Origin of the sequence: Pseudomonas sp. LPH60, from assembly GCF_030718165.1 — a bacterium.
GTDB lineage: Bacteria > Pseudomonadota > Gammaproteobacteria > Pseudomonadales > Pseudomonadaceae > Aquipseudomonas > Aquipseudomonas danubii.
In genome coordinates, this window is record NZ_JAVAJH010000006.1 from 388,749 (window position 1) to 409,011 (window position 20,263).

The following is a 20,263-nucleotide window of genomic DNA, read 5'->3' on the forward strand; positions in this document are numbered from 1 at the left end:
TTGCGAGCACTATCAGAACCAAGGATTGGAGAGAGCAGTGGACAGTAAAATCAGGGTTCTGCATGGCAAGATCCAACGGCAGGAAATCAGTGTCGAACAAGCGGCGCTGGAGTTCGAAAGGCTAAGGGCCGAGGCGCTGCAAGAGCCGGCGCCACGACGGATCGAAGCGCCACCGGCCAATGCCGAGCTCAGCGCCGCCGCCGTGTATCACTACGATGAACCGTGCCTGCGCGATCACCAGTTCAATCACCAGCAGATACTCCTGGGGCTGACCTACGCCAGCCTGGCGCTGGAGCACGGGCTGGGCCAGCTCAGCGAGGGCCAGGTGCTGCAGTTGCAGAGACTGACGTTTGCCGCGCCCATGGCCCTGGCCGCAGGCGAACAGCTTGAAGTGGCGATCCGTGCCGGGCAGCCCGGGTTCGAGGCCGTGTGCCGGCGCACGCCGCTGGAGCCTTGGCAGGTGGTGGCCAGTGGCGAATTGTTGGCGGTCGCGGCGGCGTCCCTGCCAATGAGCTCCCCGTCAGTGCCGCCAGCTGAGCTGCGCGCCGGCATGACCGCGGTGGAACTGGAGTCGATCTACCGGATCAGCGAGCAACTGCACATTGGCCAGAGCTATCGCACCCTGCAAGCGCTCTACCTGCAAGCCAACGGCCGTGAGGCGGTGTCGCGGGTGCTGCTCAAGGATGAGCGCCACTACGCCTTGCATCCATTGCTGATCAACAGCGCCTTCATGACCCTCATTCCCCTGTTGGCCGCGGAGCAACTGGCCAGTCATTACATTCCCCTGGGGATCAAGTCCCTGACGTTTCATCGGCGCCAGGCCCCGGCCAGCGGTTGGATTCATGCCCGTTTGCTGAAGAACTCCGGCGAACTGCTGTTGTTCGACGCTGACTTGTACAGCGACGACGGCGCATTGATTGCCCAGTTCAAGGGCTGCTCGCTCAAGCGCCTGCGCAGCGCCGACCTGGTTGCCCCTCAAGCGCCGCACCGGACCGGCAGCGCTGCCGCGGTGGAAGACTATCTGCTGGCTCAGTTGCACGGCATTGGCGCGAACCAGGTGGGCAAGCAGCAACGCCTGCGCAACCTGATGGACCTGGGGCTCGAATCCGTGCAACTGGTGCAGTTGGCGCAGTGCATCGCCAGCGCGGCGCAGATCGAACTGGAAGCCACGGTGTTCTTTGAGTACCCGAGCCTCGCCGAGCTGGCGACGTTTCTCTGGCAGGAACACCCCACGGCGTTCATCAGGCTGTTGGAGGAGCAGAGCGGGGCGGCGGTGCAAGTGCAGGTCGACTGGCCAGCGCAGCCTGTGACGGGGCCCGACGTGATCAGCCAAACCCAGGCCACGCCCCAGGCGGGCAAGCTGCCCCAGAGCGATATCGCCATCATCGGCCTGCACGGGCAGTTCGCCGAAGCCGGGGATCTGGATCAGTTCTGGCGCAACCTCTGGCAGGACCTGGAGCTGATCAAGCCGGTGCCGGCAGATCACTGGGACATCGAGCCCTGGTTCGACGCCGATCCCGAGGCCCAGGACCGGACCTATTCGCGCTGGGGCAGCTTCATCGCCGACGTCGACCAGTTCGACGCCGGCTTTTTCAACCTGTCGCGCCGCGAAGCCCAGTGGATGGACCCGCAAGTGCGGCTGCTGCTGCAGAGCGCCTACACCTGCGCCGAGCATGCCGGGGTGATTGCGGGGCTGCGCGGCAGCAACACCGGGGTGTTCATCGGCTCTTGCTTCAACGAATACCTCGACAAGATCAGCGAACTGGGTCTGCCGATGGACCCCTACATCGCCACCGGCAGCGGCACCATCGCCGCCAACCGGATCTCGTTCTGGTTCGACTTCAAGGGGCCGAGCCTGATGTTCAACACCGCCTGCTCCTCGTCGCTGGTGGCGTTGCATGCCGCCTGCATGGCATTGCGCAACGGCGAGTGCGGGATGGCCTTGGTCGGCGGCAGCAACTTGCTGCTGTCGTCCTGGCACTATCGCTACTTTTCGGCGATCCGGGCGCTGTCGCCAACCGGCCGCTGCCACACCTTCGACGCGCGCGCCGATGGCTATGTGCCCGGTGAGTGCGTCGCCACGCTGTTGCTCAAGCCACTGGCACAGGCACTGGCCGATGGCGATCCGATCCATGGCGTGATCAAGGGCTCGGCGGCCCTGCATGGCGGCTACACCCCCTCGCTCACCGCGCCGAGCGTGGCCGGGGAGGAAAACGTCATCGTCCAGGCCTGGCAGAACGCCGCGATCGATCCGCGCACCCTGAGTTACATCGAGGCCCACGGCACCGGCACCCGGCTCGGCGACCCGATCGAGATCAACGCGCTCAAGCGCGCCTTTGCCCGCTACACCAACGACCGGGGTTTCTGCCATATCGGTTCAGTGAAGGCCAACATCGGCCATACCGAGGGCGCTGCCGGCATTGCCGGGGTGCTCAAGGTGCTGCTGCAGATGAAACACAAAAAGCTGCCGGCACTGGGGCATTTCCAGCAGCACAACCCCCATATCAAGCTCGAAGACTCGCCGCTGTTGATCGACACCCAGGGCTGCGACTGGCCGGAACAAGCCACGCCGCGGCGCGCGGGCGTCAGTTCATTCGGTTTTTCCGGGACCAACGCCCATGCGGTGCTGGAGGAGTATCGCGAGCAACGCACGTTCGCCACGCACCAGGGACAGACGGTGCTGGTGCCCTTGTCCGCGCGCAATGAACAGCGTCTGCAGCAGCAGGTGGTGCGCCTGCTCGACTACCTCAAGCAACACAGCCCTGACCTCGCCGCGCTGGCCTACACCCTGCAAACCGGGCGCGAAGCCATGGCGGCCCGGGCGATTTTCAGCGTGGACAGCCAGGAGCAACTGCAACAGCAACTACAAGCCTGGATCGATGGCCAGCGCGCCGACCCGCCAGCCGTGCCGCTGATGACCTGCGAACAGGCCCTGGCTGCGGCTGACTTGGGGCAACTGGCGGCGCTGTGGCTCGCGGGGGCAGACACTGAGAACGGCATCGACTGGGCGCAGCTCTATGGCAGCGGACGCCGTCCCGCGCGCATCGGCCTGCCGGGCTACGCCTTTGCCAAAGACCGTTACTGGCTGGAAGCGCCGACACCCACCGGCGCAACCACGACGCCTGAGACCTCGCTGCTCACCTGCAGCGAACAGTGGCAGGACGTCGAGGAACCCATTGGCGGCGCCGGGATCAAGCGGCTGATCTGCCTGTTGGCCGAGCCAGGTCTGCGTCGGCAACTGGCCGATGAGGTCCAGGCCCTGAGCCCGGACACCGAGCTGCTGTTCGTCGCGCCCGGCCCGCTCAATGAACGTGACCAGGAGGGCCATTACCGGGTGGCGGTGCATCACCCGCACCTGCTGCAGCAAGGGCTGCAGCAGGTGCTGGGCAGCGCCGTTGCGACCCGGGTCCTGTATCTGTGGGCCATGGACGATCGCCGCTGGATCAGCGACAGCAGCCCGATTGTCGCCTTGCTCAAGGCCATGGCTGTCACCGCCGCGCCGGTGGCGCGACTGTTGCTGGCAGGCCGGGCCAGCAATGGCCTTGAGCGTTGTCACCTGGAGTCCTGGATCGGCTTTGAACGCTCCCTGGGCAGCCTGATGGCGTGCGCCGTCGAGGTGGCCATCGACGAGGCCATCGACGAGGCCATCGACGAGGCCATCGACGTGCCCGGCGCGGGTGCCGACGAGCGTCGCTGGTTGCAGCGCCTGTGGCGGCAACTGAGCGGCCAGCCGACGGGCAGCCGGCTGTACCGCGACACACGGTCCCAGCGCCCGGTCCTGATAGCGGCCCCCGTGGAAGCTGCCGCCGAGCCGCTGGCCCTGGACCCACTCAATACCCTGCTGATCACCGGCGGCCTCGGCGAACTGGGCTTGTTGCTGGCGGGCGAGCTGTCGAACCGCGCACGACTGCGCACTGACGGTCAATTGCAGTTGTTGCTTAACGGTCGCTCGCCACTGTCGGCCACCACCCGGGCACGGATCGACGCACTGAGCCATGAGCACTGCCGGGTGTTCCATGTCCAGGCCGATTGCGCGGATCGCTCGGCGCTGACGGCGGCATTGGCCCCGGTACTGGCGCAGAGCGGGCCGATCGACGGCCTGATTCATGCGGCCGGTCTGCAGGCCAGTGGCAGTGTTCTGGCCAGTTCGCCAGAGGCATTCGCCGCAGTGCTCAATGCCAAGATCGGGGCCACTCAGGTGCTGGACCAGGTGCTGGCGGAGCAACCCCTGGCGTTGATCTGTCATTTCTCCTCCAGCTCGGCGTTGCTGGGGGATATGGGCGCGTGCAGCTACGCAATGGCCAACCGTTTCCAGCAGGCCTATGCCCGTTACGTACAGCGTGGGCGTGCCCGGCGGGTGGTGGCGATCAACTGGCCGCTGTGGCGCGAGGGCGGCATGGCGCTGGGCGAGCGCGAGTCCACCGAGTTCTACCTCAAGTCCAGCGGCCAGCGCATGCTGGAAAGCGCCGAGGGCCTGGCATTGCTGCGCCAGATTGTCGGCAGCGATATGCCGCAGGTCCTGGTGCTGGCAGGCCAACTGGCGCGCTTGCAACAGCTGCTGGAGGGGATCAATCAACCGCCGGCCAAAGCCGCGGCTGGCCGCCCGGCCGCCGTTCTGCCACGCGCCCCGGCCCACAGTCGCCCCGAACTCAAGGGCTTGAGCCTGGAACAATCCCTGGCCTGGGACCTGCGGGAACTGGCAAGCCGGCCGCTACAGGCCGAACGGCAGAGCCTGGGGGAGGCGTGCAACCTCGCCGACTTCGGTTTCGACTCCATCAGCCTGGCCGAATATGCCGGGCTGTTGAACCGTCACTTCGGCCTGACGTTGACCCCGGAAGTGTTTTTCAGCCATTCGACCCTGGCCAAGCTCGCCGCGCACTTGCTGGCGCAGCACCGCCAGGCGGTTGAAGCCTGCTACCTGCACCCCGTGACCCGCGACCCGCAAGCCGAGCCAGAAGCACAGCGAGAAACACAGCCAGAACCACAACCCGAAGCACAACCGGCACCACTGACGAGCTCTGCCAGCGCCTCAGCCCCGGCCACCGAGGCCATGGCCATCATTGGCATCAGCGGCCGCTTTCCCGGTGCCCGCACAACCGATGAGTTGTGGCAGGTGCTGGCCGAGGGCCGTGACATGGTCGGCGAGATTCCGCCCGAGCGTTATGACTGGCGCGAGCATTATGGCGACCCCCGGGAAAACCCGACCAAGACCCGCTGCATCTGGATGGGCAGCGTGCCGGGGATCGATGAGTTCGATCCGCTGTTTTTCGAGATTTCACCCCGCGAGGCCACCCACCTCGACCCCAGGCAGCGCCTGCTGTTGCAGGAGTCCTGGAATGTCCTGGAGGACGCCGGTATTGGCCCGCGTCAGTTGGCAACCCAGCGCGTCGGCATGTTCGTCGGGGTCGAGGAGGGCGACTTCCAGCGCCTGGCAGGCGAAGAAAGCCTGACCTCCAGCCATAACGGCATTCTGGCCTCCAGGCTGGCGTACTTTCTCAACCTCACCGGGCCCACCATGGCCATCAACACCGCCTGCTCGTCGGCTTTGGTGGCCTTGCATCAGGCGGCCTCCAGCCTGCGCAACCAGGAATGCGAGATGGCCATCGCGGCCGGCGTCAACCTGATCTTTTCCGCGGATGCCTTTATCGGCATGACCCAGGCCGGGATGCTCTCGCCGGATGGCAAGTGCTTTGCCTTCGATCATCGGGCCAACGGCATGGTGCCGGGGGAAGCGGTGTGCTGCGTGCTGCTCAAGCCCCTGGCCCGCGCCGAGGCCGATGGCGACCGGATCTACGGCACATTGCGCGCCAGCGGCCTCAACTACGATGGCAAGACCAACGGCATTACCGCCCCCAGCGGAGTGTCCCAGCAGCGTTTGCTGGAAGAGGTTTATCGCCGCGCCGGGATCGATACCCAGGCGGTGGACTACATCGTCACCCACGGCACCGGCACCCAGTTGGGCGATCCGGTGGAGATCAACGCCCTCAACGATGCCTTTGGCGGCAACAGCCCCGGCCATTGCGCCCTGACCTCGACCAAGACCAACCTGGGCCATACCTTCGCCGCATCGGGGCTGGTCAGCGTCATCAGCCTGTTGCAGGCGCTGCGCCACGAAACCATTCCGGCCAGCCTGCATTGCGAGCAGGAAAACCACTACATCCAGTGGCAACAGAGCCCGTTCTACGTCAACAAGGCCAACAAACCCTGGCCCCAGGCCGGACGCGACCGCGAACGCCTTGGCGCGGTCAGTGCCTTCGGCATGAGCGGCACGAACGCCCACGTGGTTGTGCAAAGCTACAGTCAGCGCGCCGACGACGCGGCACTGCGGCGTCCCTGCTACGTGCTGGTGCTGTCGGCCAAGACCGCCGAGGCCCTGGAGGAAAAAGCCGCACAACTGAATGTTGCGCTGGAGCAGGGCGGTTACCAGGATGCGCAGATGCCTGCGATCAGCCATACCTTGCTCGAAGGGCGGCATCACTTTCGCTATCGCCTGGCACTGGTGGCCGCGGATCTGGAAGAAACCCGCTACGGCCTGCAGTGCTACCTGGCCGGCGAGAAACGGCCCAACCTGTTTGCCGGTGAAGTGGAACGCGACTTTGCCCCGCGCAAAACCGTGGTGCGCTACATCGAGCAGTTGCTGGACGACAGCCTGACCTGCCATGACGACGAGCTGCGCGAACTGTTGTCAGGGCTGGCGGACTGCTACCGCCAAGGTTATGAGATCGACGGCCGGCGCCTGTTTGCGGCGCCGCCCACTCGGGTTTCGCTGCCCGGTTATCCGTTTGCCCGCGAGCGCTACTGGCCCCAGGCGCGCCCGCGTTCGGCCGACGCTGCCGGGCAGGCCAAAGAGCACCTGCACCCACTGCTGCAGCGCAATGTCTCAACCCTGGCGCGCCAGTGTTTTGTCAGCCGTTTCAGCGGTCGGGAGCGCTTTCTGGCGGATCACCGAATGGGCGATCAGCTGATTTTCCCCGGCGCCGCGTACCTGGAAATGGCTCGCGAAGCGATTGTCCGGGCCAGCGAGCGGCCCATGCAGCAGGTCACGCTGCGCAACCTGGTGTGGTTGCGGCCGCTGGCCTTTGCCCAGGGCGCAGGTGCTGGCGAAGTCGAGCTGTTCTGTGAGTTGACGCTCAGCTCGGGGGACAGCCTGTCATTCAGGATCTACAGCCTCGACGGCTCGGTGCAGCAGTTGCATGCCCAGGGCGACGCGCTGCTGGCCGATGTTGCCCCCCCCATGCCGGCGGCGCTGGATCTGTCGCAACTGGCCGCTGAGTGCAACCTCGGCGAGCGTAGCCATGACGCGTTGTATCGCGACTTCGAGTCCATGGGGGTGCATTACGGCAGCAGCTTCCGGGCGGCCGGGCAGATCCTCATTGGCCAGAACCGGGTGCTCGGCCAGTTGTCCGGCGCAGCCCTTGATCCACAAATGGATGGCGTGCCCTTGCCCCCGGGGATAGTCGACAGTGCGCTGCATATCGCCACGACCCTGGGTGCCGGGCAACAGGCGGCCGCTGCGGCACTGCCCTTTGCCCTGGAAAGCCTGCGTCTGTACGGCTCGCTCGAACAATCCCTGCGCCTGGCGCCGTTGACGGTGATCGCCAGCCGCCGCGCCATGCCGGATGGCGCGGCGGTGGACAAGGTGGATCTGCAGATTTGCAACCATGCCGGCGCATGCCTGCTGCACCTGGAGGGCTTCAGTTCGCGGCGCACCGGCGTTGAAGCCCCGGCGGTGTCCACATTGGCGCCGCGGGCGAGCGGCGAAGCACTCGGCCGTTTGATCCGCACCCCGTACTGGCAACCCCTCGACAATCCAGGTCAAGCGCTGCCCAGCGATGCCCGGCCCCAACTGCTGCTGTTGGGGCTGCCGGACGCGGTCGTAGCGGATGTGCGGCGTCAGTTCGGCCCGCAAGTCAGCGTATTGCCCGGTGCACCGGGGGCGAGCGGCGCGGCGCACTACCAGACAGCGGCACTGGCCCTGCTTGAGTGCTTGCAGCAACGCCGTGCCGGGACTGGAGATTACCTGCAACTTTATGTCGGCCAGGGCCAGGACGACCTGCGCCTGACGGCCCTGGACGCGTTGCTGAGTACGGCAATGATTGAAAACTGCGAACTCAAGGCCCGGCTGGTGGCGGTGGACCCTGACATGGGCGACGCGGCCATGAGCCAGGTCATCGCCCGGCAGAGTCGCTTTCATTGCGGGCAACGGGTGCGGGTCTTCGCCAGCGGCAGCCTCTACGCCCATCAATGGCGCGAGCTGGCCGTGCAGCCGGCGCACGCCGATGAACCCGGGGCATTTCGCGATGGCGGGGTCTATGCCATCACCGGAGGGGCCGGCGGCCTGGGCCTGGTGTTCGCTAGGCAGATCGCCAGCAGTTGCCGCAACCCGGTGCTGTACCTGGCGGGGCGTTCCCAACCCAGTGCGGCGGCTCAAGGGATGTTCGAGCAACTGCAGGCGCTCGGTGCCCGGGTTGTGTACCGGTCGCTGGACGTCAGCGACGCCGCGGCGGTCAGCCAGTGGATGGACGGCATTTACGCTGAACAGGGCCAGTTGCACGGGCTGATCCACAGCGCGGGGGTCATCCGCGACAGCCTGATCATGCACAAGTCTGCCAGCGACTTTGCCCAGGTGCTGGCGGCGAAAGTCGCCGGTATCGAGAACCTGGATCAGGCCATCGGCGAGCGACCGCTGGACTTTATGCTCTGCTGTTCGTCCCAGGCGGCAATGGGCAACCTGGGGCAAGCGGACTATGCCAGCGCCAATGCCTGGATGGACGCCTACATGCATTACCGGCAGAACCTGGCCGCCGATGGCAAGCGCAAAGGACGCTCGCTGAGCATCAACTGGCCGTTGTGGCGCGACGGCGGCATGGGCCTTGCGCCGGTGATCGAACAACAGCTGCGCGAACAGTTGGGCATCGTGCCGATGCCACAGGCCGAGGGCCTCGACAGTTTGCGCCAGCTGTTGACCCAGTCGGTCCACCCTCAGGCCTGGGTGGTGTATGGCCAGTTGTCGCGGCTGGCGGGCATTGGCCTGACGCCCGCTGTCCCGGCGCCGGCTGCGCACCAGCCTGCACCGCAGCCGGCCAGCGGCGCGGCGCAGTTGAGCGACAGCCAGCTGCGCACCTACATCGCGGCTTTTGTCACCCGGATCATCGCCAAGGTGACTCAGATCGATGAGGCGAAAATCCATCCGGCAGAAAAGTTCGAGGTCTACGGCTTTGATTCGATCATGGCCGTGGGGGTGACCCATGAACTGGAAAAACACCTGGGCTCACTGCCCAAGACCCTGTTGTTCGAACACGTCAACATTGCCGGCATGGTGGAGCACTTCGCGGTCAAGTATCGCCAGCGCTTTGCCGCGCTGCTGGCAGATGAGCAGCAACCGCTGCCGGCCGCCGGCCCTGCGGCGCCTTCAGCGCAGCCACTGGCTGGCAAGCGTTTCGCCGTTGCCAGCAGCACGGCCACCTCGCCCGCCCCAGAGCCGGTGGAGGACAGTGACCTGGCGCAGTACGTCGCGGTGATCGGCCTGGGCGGCTATTACCCCGGTGCGGACAGCATCGACCAGCTGTGGCAGAACCTGGCCAACGGTGTCGATTGCATGAGCGAGTTCCCCGCCGAGCGCTGGGATCACCGCAAGCTCTACTACAAGAACCGTGATGTGCTGGGCAAGAGCACCTGCCTCAACGGTTCCTTCATCAAGGACGTGGACAAGTTCGACTACAGCTACTTCAAGATGCCCAAGGTCTATGCCGATCACATGTCGCCGGAAGTGCGACTGTTCCTGCAGACGGCGGTGCACACCTTCGAAGACGCCGGTTATTCGCGCGAAACCCTGCAAAGCCGCTATGGCGGCAACGTCGGCGTGTTGCTCGGTGCCATGAGCAACGACTACCACTACTACGGTTTCGAACACAATCTGTCCGGCGGTTCGATCGCGTCCGGCTCGGGCATGGCCACCATCCCGATGACGGTGTCGTATTTCTACGGCCTGACCGGCCCCAGCCTGTTTATCGACACCATGTGCTCGTCGTCCTCGACCTGCATTCATAGCGCCTTCCAGATGCTGCGCCACGACGAGACCATGATGGTGCTGGCCGGTGGCCTGAACCTGATGTACCACCCCTACACGGTGGTCAACACCTCACAGGGCAACTTCACCTCGATCACCTCGCAATCGGTCAACAGTTATGGGGTGGGCGCCGACGGCACGGTGATTGGCGAAGGGGTGGGAGCGGTGCTGCTCAAGCGCCTGGACCGGGCGATCGCCGACCGCGATCAGATCTACGGGGTGATCAAGGGCTCGGCGATCACCAACGCCGGCGAACGCAACGGCTTCAATGTGCCCAACCCCGACCTGCAGACCCTGGCGATTCGTCAGGCAATGGAGCAGGCCAAGGTGCACCCGGCGTCGATTTCCTATGTCGAGGGCCACGGTTCCGGCACCCGCCTGGGGGACCCGATCGAGGTGCTGGGGCTCAAGAATGCCTTTGCCGTCGACACCGACGATAAGCAGTTCTGTTACCTGGGTTCGATCAAGTCGAACATCGGCCACCTGTTGGCCGCCTCGGGCGTGGCCGGGCTGACCAAGACCCTGCTGCAACTCAAGCATGGGCACATTGCGCCATCGATCCATTCCGGTGTGCTCAACCAGGACATCGACTTTGCCGATACGCCCTTCATGGTGCCGCAGCAGTTGACCCAATGGCGTCGCCCGGAGCGGCTGATCAATGGTGAACTGCAGCGCTTTCCACGGCGGGCCGGATTGACCTCGATTGCCGCCGGGGGCATGAACGCTCACCTGATCGTCGAGGAATATCCGCAGCCGGCAGACGCCGCCGGGCAGATCGCCGAGGAGCACCTGGCGTTTGTGTTCTCGGTGCACAAGCTGTCGCTACTGGTGGAAAACCTCAGCCGTCTGCGCGACTGGCTGGCCAGCAGCGACGCCTCGCTGGCACAGATCGCCTACACGCTGCAGGTTGGCAAGAACAACCTGCGCAACCGCCTGGTGATCCGGTGCGACAGCCGCCAGGCGCTGCTGGAGGCGCTGACCGCCTGCATCGACGGGCAGTACGGCGGCAACACCTTCTACCGCTTCCAGGAAACCGCTGCGGCGCAGCTGCCCGAGGGCGACGGGCCTTTGACTTCACGCTTGAAGCAGTGGCTGGGGGGAGACAATCAGGTCGATTGGGCCAGCCTGTACCAGCGCCAGCCTCAGCGCATCAGCCTGCCGGCCTACGCGTTCGAAAAAAACCGCTGCTGGTACACCGAACCGGACTACGAGTCGGCCATCATCAATCCGCTGATGTTCACCGGGAAACTGCACCCCCTGGTGGCCGAGAACTGCTCGACAACCCAGCCCGGCGCACTGTTTCGCACCGACTTCGTCCCGGCGCAATTGCTCGATTACCTGTACCAGGCACCCGGTGGGCAACGCATCAGCGCCTTCAACTTTGCCGATGTGGCCCTGGCGATGCCGGCGCTGGTGTCACGGTTTGCCGGCTGCACCCTGTCGGTGTCCTGTGCGTTCGAGCACTTCGTCGCCGACTGGGCAAGCGTCAGCGGGCTCGCGTATCGCTTGCTGGAAATCGATGAAGGGCAGTTGGAGCTCGAGTTCGATGTGCAACGTCCGGGGCAACCGTCACTCAACCTGGGGTTTGCCCTGATCAACCCGCTGACCGGCAACGAACCGGCACTGCCCCAGTCGCTGCTGGACGCTGCCAGTGAGTTGCTGAACCAGACGCAGGCTGACGCCAGCTTGAGCGACGCCGATATCAGCCAGCGACTGGCCCAGGCCGGTTACGACTTTGCGCCTTACCTCGATCACCAGGGCAGGGGGGCCATCAGCCGCAGCGGCTTGTTGCTGGAGGGCCGGCCACCGATCAATCGGCACAATCACCATGCCGACAACCTGCAGCTGTCGCCCTACCTGGCGACCACCCTCGACAAAGCGCTTTGTCTGCTGCTCGAAGAACTGGGACTGCCACAGGCTCGGGTCATCGTGCGCAACATCGAGCAGCTGTGTTGCTACGAGCCGCCCGCCGGGTCGTTTTCGGTGGTGCTGACGCAGATCGACCTCAGCGGCGACGCCCTGGGGTTCAGCGTGCTGGTGCTCGATCAGCAGGCGCGGATCTGCCTCAAGGCCGATCGGGTCAGCTTGCACCTTGGCGAACAGGAGCGGGCGCATGTCCATCGGGATCACCCCTGGCTGGCGGGGGCGCTTGCCGACGACGCCGGCGTGCCGGTCGCTCCCAGGCCGCAGCCCGTGGCCACCACGCCCCCGGCGCAGGATGGCCAGGCTGAAGCCGCCTTCGGCACGCAGATTCTGGCGTTTATCCAGCACCAGTTGCAGCACAAGCTGGGGTTTGCGCCGCAGGAGATCGGCGAGTCGGCGCAGGTCCATGACCTGGGGCTGGATTCGATCATGGTGATGCAGCTGACGGACAGCCTGAACAAACACTTCGGCACCCGGCTGATGCCGGACCTGTTCTATGAAAAGCAGCAGTTGGGCGAGCTGGCGGCAAAACTGCAAGCGGTCCAGGAACCATTGCATTGATCTGAAGAATTGACCCGGCTGGCCAGGCCGCCGGGTAAACCAGGACGGTAAGGGCATTCAGAACAATGGATAACACGACGTTGAACGATACACAGGACATCCGCCTGCCTAATCAGCGGCCCACTCAGCAACCGCCGCACACCCAGGCACCCAGGCCGCGGCGGCAGATCGGCGCGGGGCCTCAAGGCGCCGTAGCGGCGCCCGTGCAGCCTCCCAGGGTGGCGATTGTCGGCTTCTCCGGGCGTTTTCCCGGCGCCGACACCGCCGAGCAGTTCTGGCAGTTGCTGCTGGAGGAGCGGTCGTCCATCAGCGAGTTGCCGTACTGGCATCTGCCGGGCATTGCCGAGCGTGTGCAACTGCGCGAAACATTCAGCTGCCCGGGCGGCTTCATCAACGACCCCAGCGCTTTCGACGCCGACTTCTTCAAGATTTCCGCCCGTGAGGCCGAGGCCATGGACCCGCAGCATCGGCTGGTGCTGGAGCAGACCTGGGCGGCGTTCGAGGACGCCGCCATCTGTCCGCACGAGCTGCGCGGCAGCAACACCGGGGTATTCATCGGAATCTCGTCCGCCGACTACAACGGCCTGTTGGCCCGTTCCGAGGCCGGGGCCCACGACGCCACGGGCAATGCCCACTCGATCATCGCCAACCGCATCTCTTTTGTGTTCGATTTTCACGGCCCCAGCGCCCCCATCGATACCGCCTGCTCCAGTTCGCTGGTGGCGGTACACAGGGCGGCGCAGTCGATCCTCAATGGCGACTGCACGGTGGCGGTCGCCGGCGGGGTCAATCTGTGCTTCGAGCCCATGGTGTTCATCGGTGCGCTCAAGGCCGGCATGCTCAGCCCCACGGGGCGCTGCAAGGCCTTTGCCGCCGATGCCGACGGCTATGTTCGCGGCGAAGGCGTCGGTGTGCTGATCCTCAAGGACTATCAGCAGGCCCTGGCCGACGGCGACAATATTGTCGCGGCGATCATCGGCTCGGCGGAAAACCACGGCGGCCATGCCAACTCGCTGACGGCGCCCAACCCCAGAGCCCAGGCCGACCTGATCAAACAGGCCTGCCGCGGCATCGATATCAACAGCATCGGTTACATCGAGGTTCACGGCACTGGCACACGCCTGGGGGACCCGATCGAAATCAGCGGGCTCAAACAGGCCTTTGCCGAGCTGGGGGCCGACCCTGAACAGCGCTGTTACCTGGGCTCGGTGAAAACCAACATCGGCCACCTTGAATCCGCCGCCGGGATTGCCGGAGTGATCAAGACCTTGCTGGTCCTCAAGCAGGGCTATCTGCCCAAGAGCCTGCACAGCGAACAGCTCAATCCCTACATCGACCTGGCCGGCAGTCCGTTCGCGGTGTTACAGGCCGGGCGGGAATGGCCGCAAGTGTCCGACCGCCAGGGGCAAGCGCTGCCACGCCGGGCCGGGGTCAGCTCCTTCGGCTTTGGCGGCGCCAATGCCCATGTGGTGCTCGAAGCGGTTGAGCCGGTGATCCCGGGGAACGAGGCGCAGGGGGCGGCGTCGGTCTTTGTGCTGTCGGCCAAGACCCCTGAAGCGCTGCAGTCGCGGATCGATCAGTTGATCGACTTTGTGCAGCGCCAGCCGCAACTGCAGTTGGCGGAGCTGGCCGTCAGCCTGCAACTGGGCCGAGAGGCGATGGAGTACCGGTGCGGGTTCGTCGCCCACAGCCGCGACAGCCTCTTGAGCCAGCTGCGCGACAGCGGCGCCGGGGAGGGGGCCCCGCCTGCCGGCAAGATCGCGCCGGAGCCATTGCAACGGGCCCTGCAAGAGCGGGATCTGGGCACCTTGCTCAGCCTGTGGCAGCAGGGCGCGACCCTGGACTGGCGGCAGCTCTATGAACAACCACGGCCACGGCGAATCTCGCTGCCGACCTATCCCTTCAGCCGCGAGCGCTACTGGATCAGCGAAGCTCCCGCCGCCTTACCCACGGGCGCCGCCTCGTTGCATCCTCTGGTGCAGCGCAATACTTCGGACCTGGCAGGACAGCGTTTCAGCAGCCGGTTTGACGGCAATGAATGGTTTTTCAGCGGGCACCGGGTCAACGGCCGCAAGGTCCTGCCCGGTGTGGCTTACCTGGAAATGGCCAGGGCGGCCGTGGAGCGCTCAATGGTCGATGCCGACGCTGTGGTGGCCCTGAAGCATGTCGCCTGGCGCCAACCCATGGTCCACGACGGCGGCGACCTGGACATCGACATCGAGCTGGTGGAGCAGGGCGAGGGCCAGATCCGCTTCGAGATTCGTGGCAGCGCGGCCGATGGCCCGAGCTATTGCACCGGCGTCGCCCTGGTTGGCAGCGCCGAACGCCTGGTGCCGCTGGACCTGGGCACCATCGCGGGCGTGACCAACCAGCAGCGACTGACCCCAGAGCAGTGCTACCAGGTTTTCGGCGAGATGGGACTGGCCTATGGCGAGTCCTTTCGCCGGATCAACACCCTGCAGGCGGGCAACGGCCAGGTACTGGCCAGCTTGCTGCCTGGCGAGCGAGCCCCGGGCTGCGAACTGCCGCCGGGCCTGCTTGATTCTGCCTTGCAGGCGGCGCTGGGGCTGGCGTTGCTGGAGCCGCTCCAGGCGCAGCGGGAGCACCAGCCTTTGGTGCCCTTCGCCCTGGACCGGGTGGTGTTGGGCGAGCTGGATCTGCTCAAGCAGCCCTGCCAGGCCTGGGTACGCTACAGCGCCGATCATCAGCCGGGACGCCTCAACAAGCTGGACCTGGACATCTGCGACGAGCAGGGCCGCATCGCTCTGCGCCTGCAAGGTTTCTCGTCGCGAAAACTAGCGGCGGCGCCCCCGTCCATGCTGGCGATGACCCCGGTCTGGCGCGACAAAGCCCTGATCGACCCGCCGCAGCGCAGCCTTGCCCGGCAACTGATTGTGCTGGCCGGCGCTCAATCCCAGGACCTGGACCTGTTGACCCAGCGCTGTCAGGCCCTGGTGGGCAACCGTCGGCAGATCCACATTGTGCCTTTGCCGGTGGTGACGCAGGACCCGGCCATTGCGCTGCCGGCCTTGGCCGGGTTTGTGATCGAGCTTGTGCAGAAAAGCCCGGCAAACAGCCTGGTGCAACTGGTGCTGGCCGACCTCGAGCACGCCGGCCCGGTCTTCGCCTCGTTGCTGGCCCTGTTGAAGACGGCAAAAAACGAAGGCCTGATCGACGCCGCGCAGTGCATCGAGCTGCAGGGCAGCCTGCAGCCGCAGTGGCTGGTGGACAATGCCTTGCAGGACGACGAGCGGGTTCGGTACCGCGACGGTCAGCGTCAGGTGGCGTCCTGGCAGGAAACCCAGCTGGCCCAGGGCACCGCGCTACCGTGGCGCGAAGACGGGGTTTACCTGCTGAGCGGTGGCAGCGGCGGCCTGGGCTTGTTGCTGGCCGAACAGCTGGCCCGACAAGCGCAGGGCGTCAGGTTGATCCTGGCCAGCCGTTCGGCCGGGCAACTCTCACCCGAGGCCAGTCAGCGGGTCACCGCGATCAGGGCCTTGGGGGCCCAAGTGCAACTGCACGCGCTGGACATCGGCGACCGCGGCGCGGTCGAGGTCTTGATTGCCCAATGCGAGCAAGAATGGGGCACCCTCAACGGGATTTTCCACTGCGCCGGCATCACCCGCGACAGCCTGCTGCAGCACAAGAGCGCGACCGATCTGGCGGCCGTCCTGGCGCCCAAGGTGGCGGGGGTGCTGAACCTGGATCGGGCCAGCGCCCATCTGCCCCTGGACTGCTTTGTGCTGTATTCGTCGGTGAGTGCGGTGATCGGCAATCCGGGCCAGGGCGACTACGCCCTGGCCAATGCGTACCTGGACGAGTGGGCCGGCTGGCGTGGGGCCCAGGTGCGGGCCGGCCGCCGTCAGGGCCGCACGCTGGCGATCAACTGGCCGCTGTGGCGCAACGGTGGTCTGCAGATCGATGGGCAACGCCAGCAGCAGATGATCGAGCTGACCGGGATTGAACCCTTGAGTGACAGCGGCGGCCTGGGGTTTCTGCAGCAGGCGCTGGCCCAGGCCAGCGACGCCGAACGCTGGATGGTGCTGGAAGGCGACATTGCGAAGATCAAGCGGTTTATCGCCGGGCAGTGGCAGCCGGACCGGTTCGAGGCGCCACCAGCGTCGCAGGAGATGCCTGCAGCGACAGCCCTGGCGCCATCGACACCTTTGGCCGCGAGCGCGGAGGGCGATCTGCAGGCGCTGGCGATCCGCCACTTCAAGCAACTGCTGTCGGCCACCCTCAAGCGGCCGCTGGAGAAGATCGACAGCGATGCGTCGTTCGAGCGCTACGGGGCCGACTCGATCATGCTCGCCGAGCTGACCCGGCAGCTGGAGCGCCTGTTTGGCTCGCTGCCCAACACCTTGTTGTACGAGTACCAGACGGTGCGCGAGCTGAGCGCCTACTTCATCGGCCAGCATGCCCAGAGGCTGGACCAGTGGCTGAGGCCCGAGGGGACCAAGGCCAGCGCACCCCGCGAAGAAACCAGCCTGATTGCCCAGGCCCCGGTCCGCCAGCGTGCGCGTAACCGGCAACACTGCGAGACGCCCGCCGTGGCCGGCAACAGTCGCGATCTGGCGATCATCGGTATCAGCGGTCGCTACCCCGGCGCCGCAGACCTGGAAACGTTCTGGCACAAACTGGCGGGTGGGGAAGACCTGATCAGCGAAGTGCCGAGCGCGCGCTGGGATCACCAGGCGTACTTTGACCCGGCCCGTGACCGCTTCGACAAGACCTACTGCAAATGGGGGGGCTTTCTTGACGGGGTCGAGGACTTCGATCCGTTGTTTTTCAACCTCTCGCCCCGGGAGGCCCACATCATCAACCCCAATGACCGGCTGTTCCTGGAAACCTGCTGGAACCTGCTGGAAAGTGCCGGGCTCACCCGGCAACAGATCCAGCAACGCTATCAGCAGCAAGTGGGTGTGTTTGTCGGGGTGATGTACCAGCAATACCAGGCGTTCGAGTCGGATCTGGTCCGGGAGTCGCTGGTGTCAGTGACGTCCTACAGTGCCATTGCCAACCGGGTGTCGTATTTCTTCGATTTTCAAGGGCCGAGCCTGGCGATCGACACCATGTGCTCGTCGTCGATCTCGGCGATTCATGCCGCGGGCGAGGCGCTGCGCAATGGCGACTGTCGGCTGGCGATTGCCGGCGGCGTCAACCTGACCCTGCACCCGAAAAAGTACATCGGCCTGAGCGTCGGTCAGGTGTTGGGCAGCCACGCCGGCAGCCGCAGCTTTGCCGATGGCGATGGTTATCTGCCGGCTGAAGGCGTCGGCGCGGTATTGCTCAAGACCCTGGCCGACGCCGAACGCGACGGCGATCCGATTCTGGCGGTGATCAAGTCCACCGCGGTCAACCATGGCGGCCACACCCATGGCTTCTCGGTGCCGAGTGCAAAACTGCAGGCGGCGCTGATCGACAGCAACTTCAAGCGCGCCGGGATCGACCCGCGCACCCTGAGCTACGTCGAGTCGGCGGCCAATGGTTCGGCGATGGGCGATGCCATCGAGCTGAGTGCCTTGAGCCGTGTGTTCAGCGCAGCGGGAGTCGCCCCTCAGTCCTGCGCCATCGGCTCGGTGAAATCCAACATCGGGCATGCCGAGGCAGCTTCGGGCATGTCGGCGCTGAGCAAGCTGGTGCTGCAGTTGCAACACCGGCAGTTAGCGCCGTCGCTGCTGCTGGGTGAGCTGAATCCGAAGCTGGACTTTGCTCACTCGCCGTTCGTGCTGCAACGCACACTGGCCGAGTGGCCGCAGCCGGTGCTGGAAATCGACGGCGTGGAGCAGCCGGTGCCGCGTCGGGCATGCCTCAGTGCCTTTGGTGCCGGGGGCTCCAACGCCCACCTGATCATTGAGGAGTACCCGAGCGCAGCGACTCCGGACCTGGCAGCGTCAGAGCCGGACCTGCTGCAGATCGTGCCGCTGTCGGCCCACAGCAGCGCTGCCTTGCAGCAGGGGCTGGAGCGGTTGGCGCGGCACCTGGATCGGCATCCGCAGGTTCGACTCCAGGACCTGGCCCATACCCTGCAGAACGGTCGTGAAGCGATGCCGCTGCGGCTGGCGTTGCGGGTGAGCAGCACGGCGCAATTGCGCGGGCTGTTGGCCGAGATCCTGCAGCGGCTGCAGCAGGGCCAGGCCCTGGCCAGCCTGGACAGCGCGGATTTGCCGCTGGCCCTGGGCAATGTCGACGAGGTGCCGGCAGCGCTGGCCAGCCTGCTGTCCGGCCCAGGTGCCGCGGCCCTCAGTGCAGGCCTGATTGCCGCCGCTGACCTGCAGCAACTGGCGCTGCTCTGGACCCAGGGCGGCGAGATCCCCTGGCACGCACTGGGGCACAACACCGGCGCGGTGCTGATCCCGCTGCCCACCTATGCCTTCGACAAGCAGCGTTACTGGCTGGAGCAGCCCTCGGCGGTCAAGGCGCTGCACGAGCCGCTCACGGCGGCCGCCAGTACGCCCCATGTGGTTGGCCAAAAACCGCCGACGGCTGCCGAGCAGGGGCGCCAGCTGCTGGCCGACTTGCTGGGAATGCAGCCCCAGGACTTGTCGCCGAGCAAACCCCTGAGCGCTTACGGCGCCGATTCCATCGTGATGTTGCAGTGGGCCATGCAGGTCCAGGCGCAGATTGATCCCGGCTTGGCCCTGGCTGACATCCAGCAGTGCCAGACCCTGGGGGATGTCCTGCAACGGCTGAGCCGGGACGCCACGCCGGCCAGCGTGGCGGAGTCGGTACTGCCCGCGCACATCCTCGGTTTGCTCAGCGGCTCGACGACGCGCTTCCCGGAGTTGCAACGGCTCAACCCGGTGCAACAGGGGCGGCCGGTGTTCTGGTTCCATGGCGCCCTGGGGGGCAGTGAGATCTATCAGGGCCTGGCCCAGCATATTCAGCGGCCATTTTTCGGGCTGCAGGCCAGAGGCTGGATGACCGATCGGGCGCCGTTGCAGGGGATTCAGGCCATGGCGGCCTACTACGTCCAGGTCATCCAGTCGGTGCAGCCACAGGGGCCCTATGACCTGGGCGGCTATTCCCTGGGCGGCATGCTGGCCTACGAAGTGACCCGACAGTTGCAGGAACTGGGGGAGACCGTCAGCAGCCTGGTGATGCTCGACTCACCGGACGTGACCGGTGAACGTTGCGCACGCCTGGCCGACAAGACCCGCCTGTTGCAGACCGTCAACATGTCCTTGCAGATGACCCTCGGGCCGACGCCGGAGCGCTTCGCCGAGGTGCTGATCCACCGCGACGAGATCGATCTGGCACTGTCGCCAGCGGACTATCTGCAGCAGTTGACCGACCTGGCCCGACAGCGCGGCCTGAAGACCAGTGACCAGCGCTTGCAGCAGTTGCTGGCGCAAGTGACGCAGATCCAGCAGGCGTATCAGGTCGAGCATTATCGGATTCAGCCCCTGCCCAGGGCCGCAGAGGTGGCCTGCTATTACTTTCGCAACGCCAGCGGTTTGTGGATGGGGGACCTGGAGCCGTTTTTCTCCACCGACAGTCAGGAGTTTGCCGCCTTCAACCATGCCGACTACTGGCAGGAGTGGCAGCGGCAATTGCCGAACTTCGAGATGATCGAGGTGGCTTCGGCCAACCACATGACGTTACTGACCCAGCCGGAGGTGTTCAGGGTGATCGCGCAATTTTGCGCGGCCCTGTATGGCCAAAGGCGTGTGGAGAATGCCGTTGGCTAGTCTCCCGAACGGCTTCTCC

General features: G+C 65.6%; 2 protein-coding genes. Both read left to right on the plus strand.

Annotated features, from left to right (window positions below):
• Positions 1-37: 37 nt before the first annotated feature.
• Positions 38-12,553: an SDR family NAD(P)-dependent oxidoreductase gene (locus tag Q8O96_RS22880; RefSeq protein WP_305949454.1), complete on the plus strand. Its 12,516-nt coding sequence runs from the start codon at positions 38-40 to the stop codon at positions 12,551-12,553.
• Between the two features lie 80 nt (positions 12,554-12,633).
• The gene (locus Q8O96_RS22885; RefSeq protein WP_305949455.1) at positions 12,634-20,244 is read left to right on the plus strand and encodes an SDR family NAD(P)-dependent oxidoreductase; all 7,611 of its coding nucleotides are present in this window, start codon (positions 12,634-12,636) and stop codon (positions 20,242-20,244) included.
• The last annotated feature ends 19 nt before the right edge of the window (positions 20,245-20,263 follow it).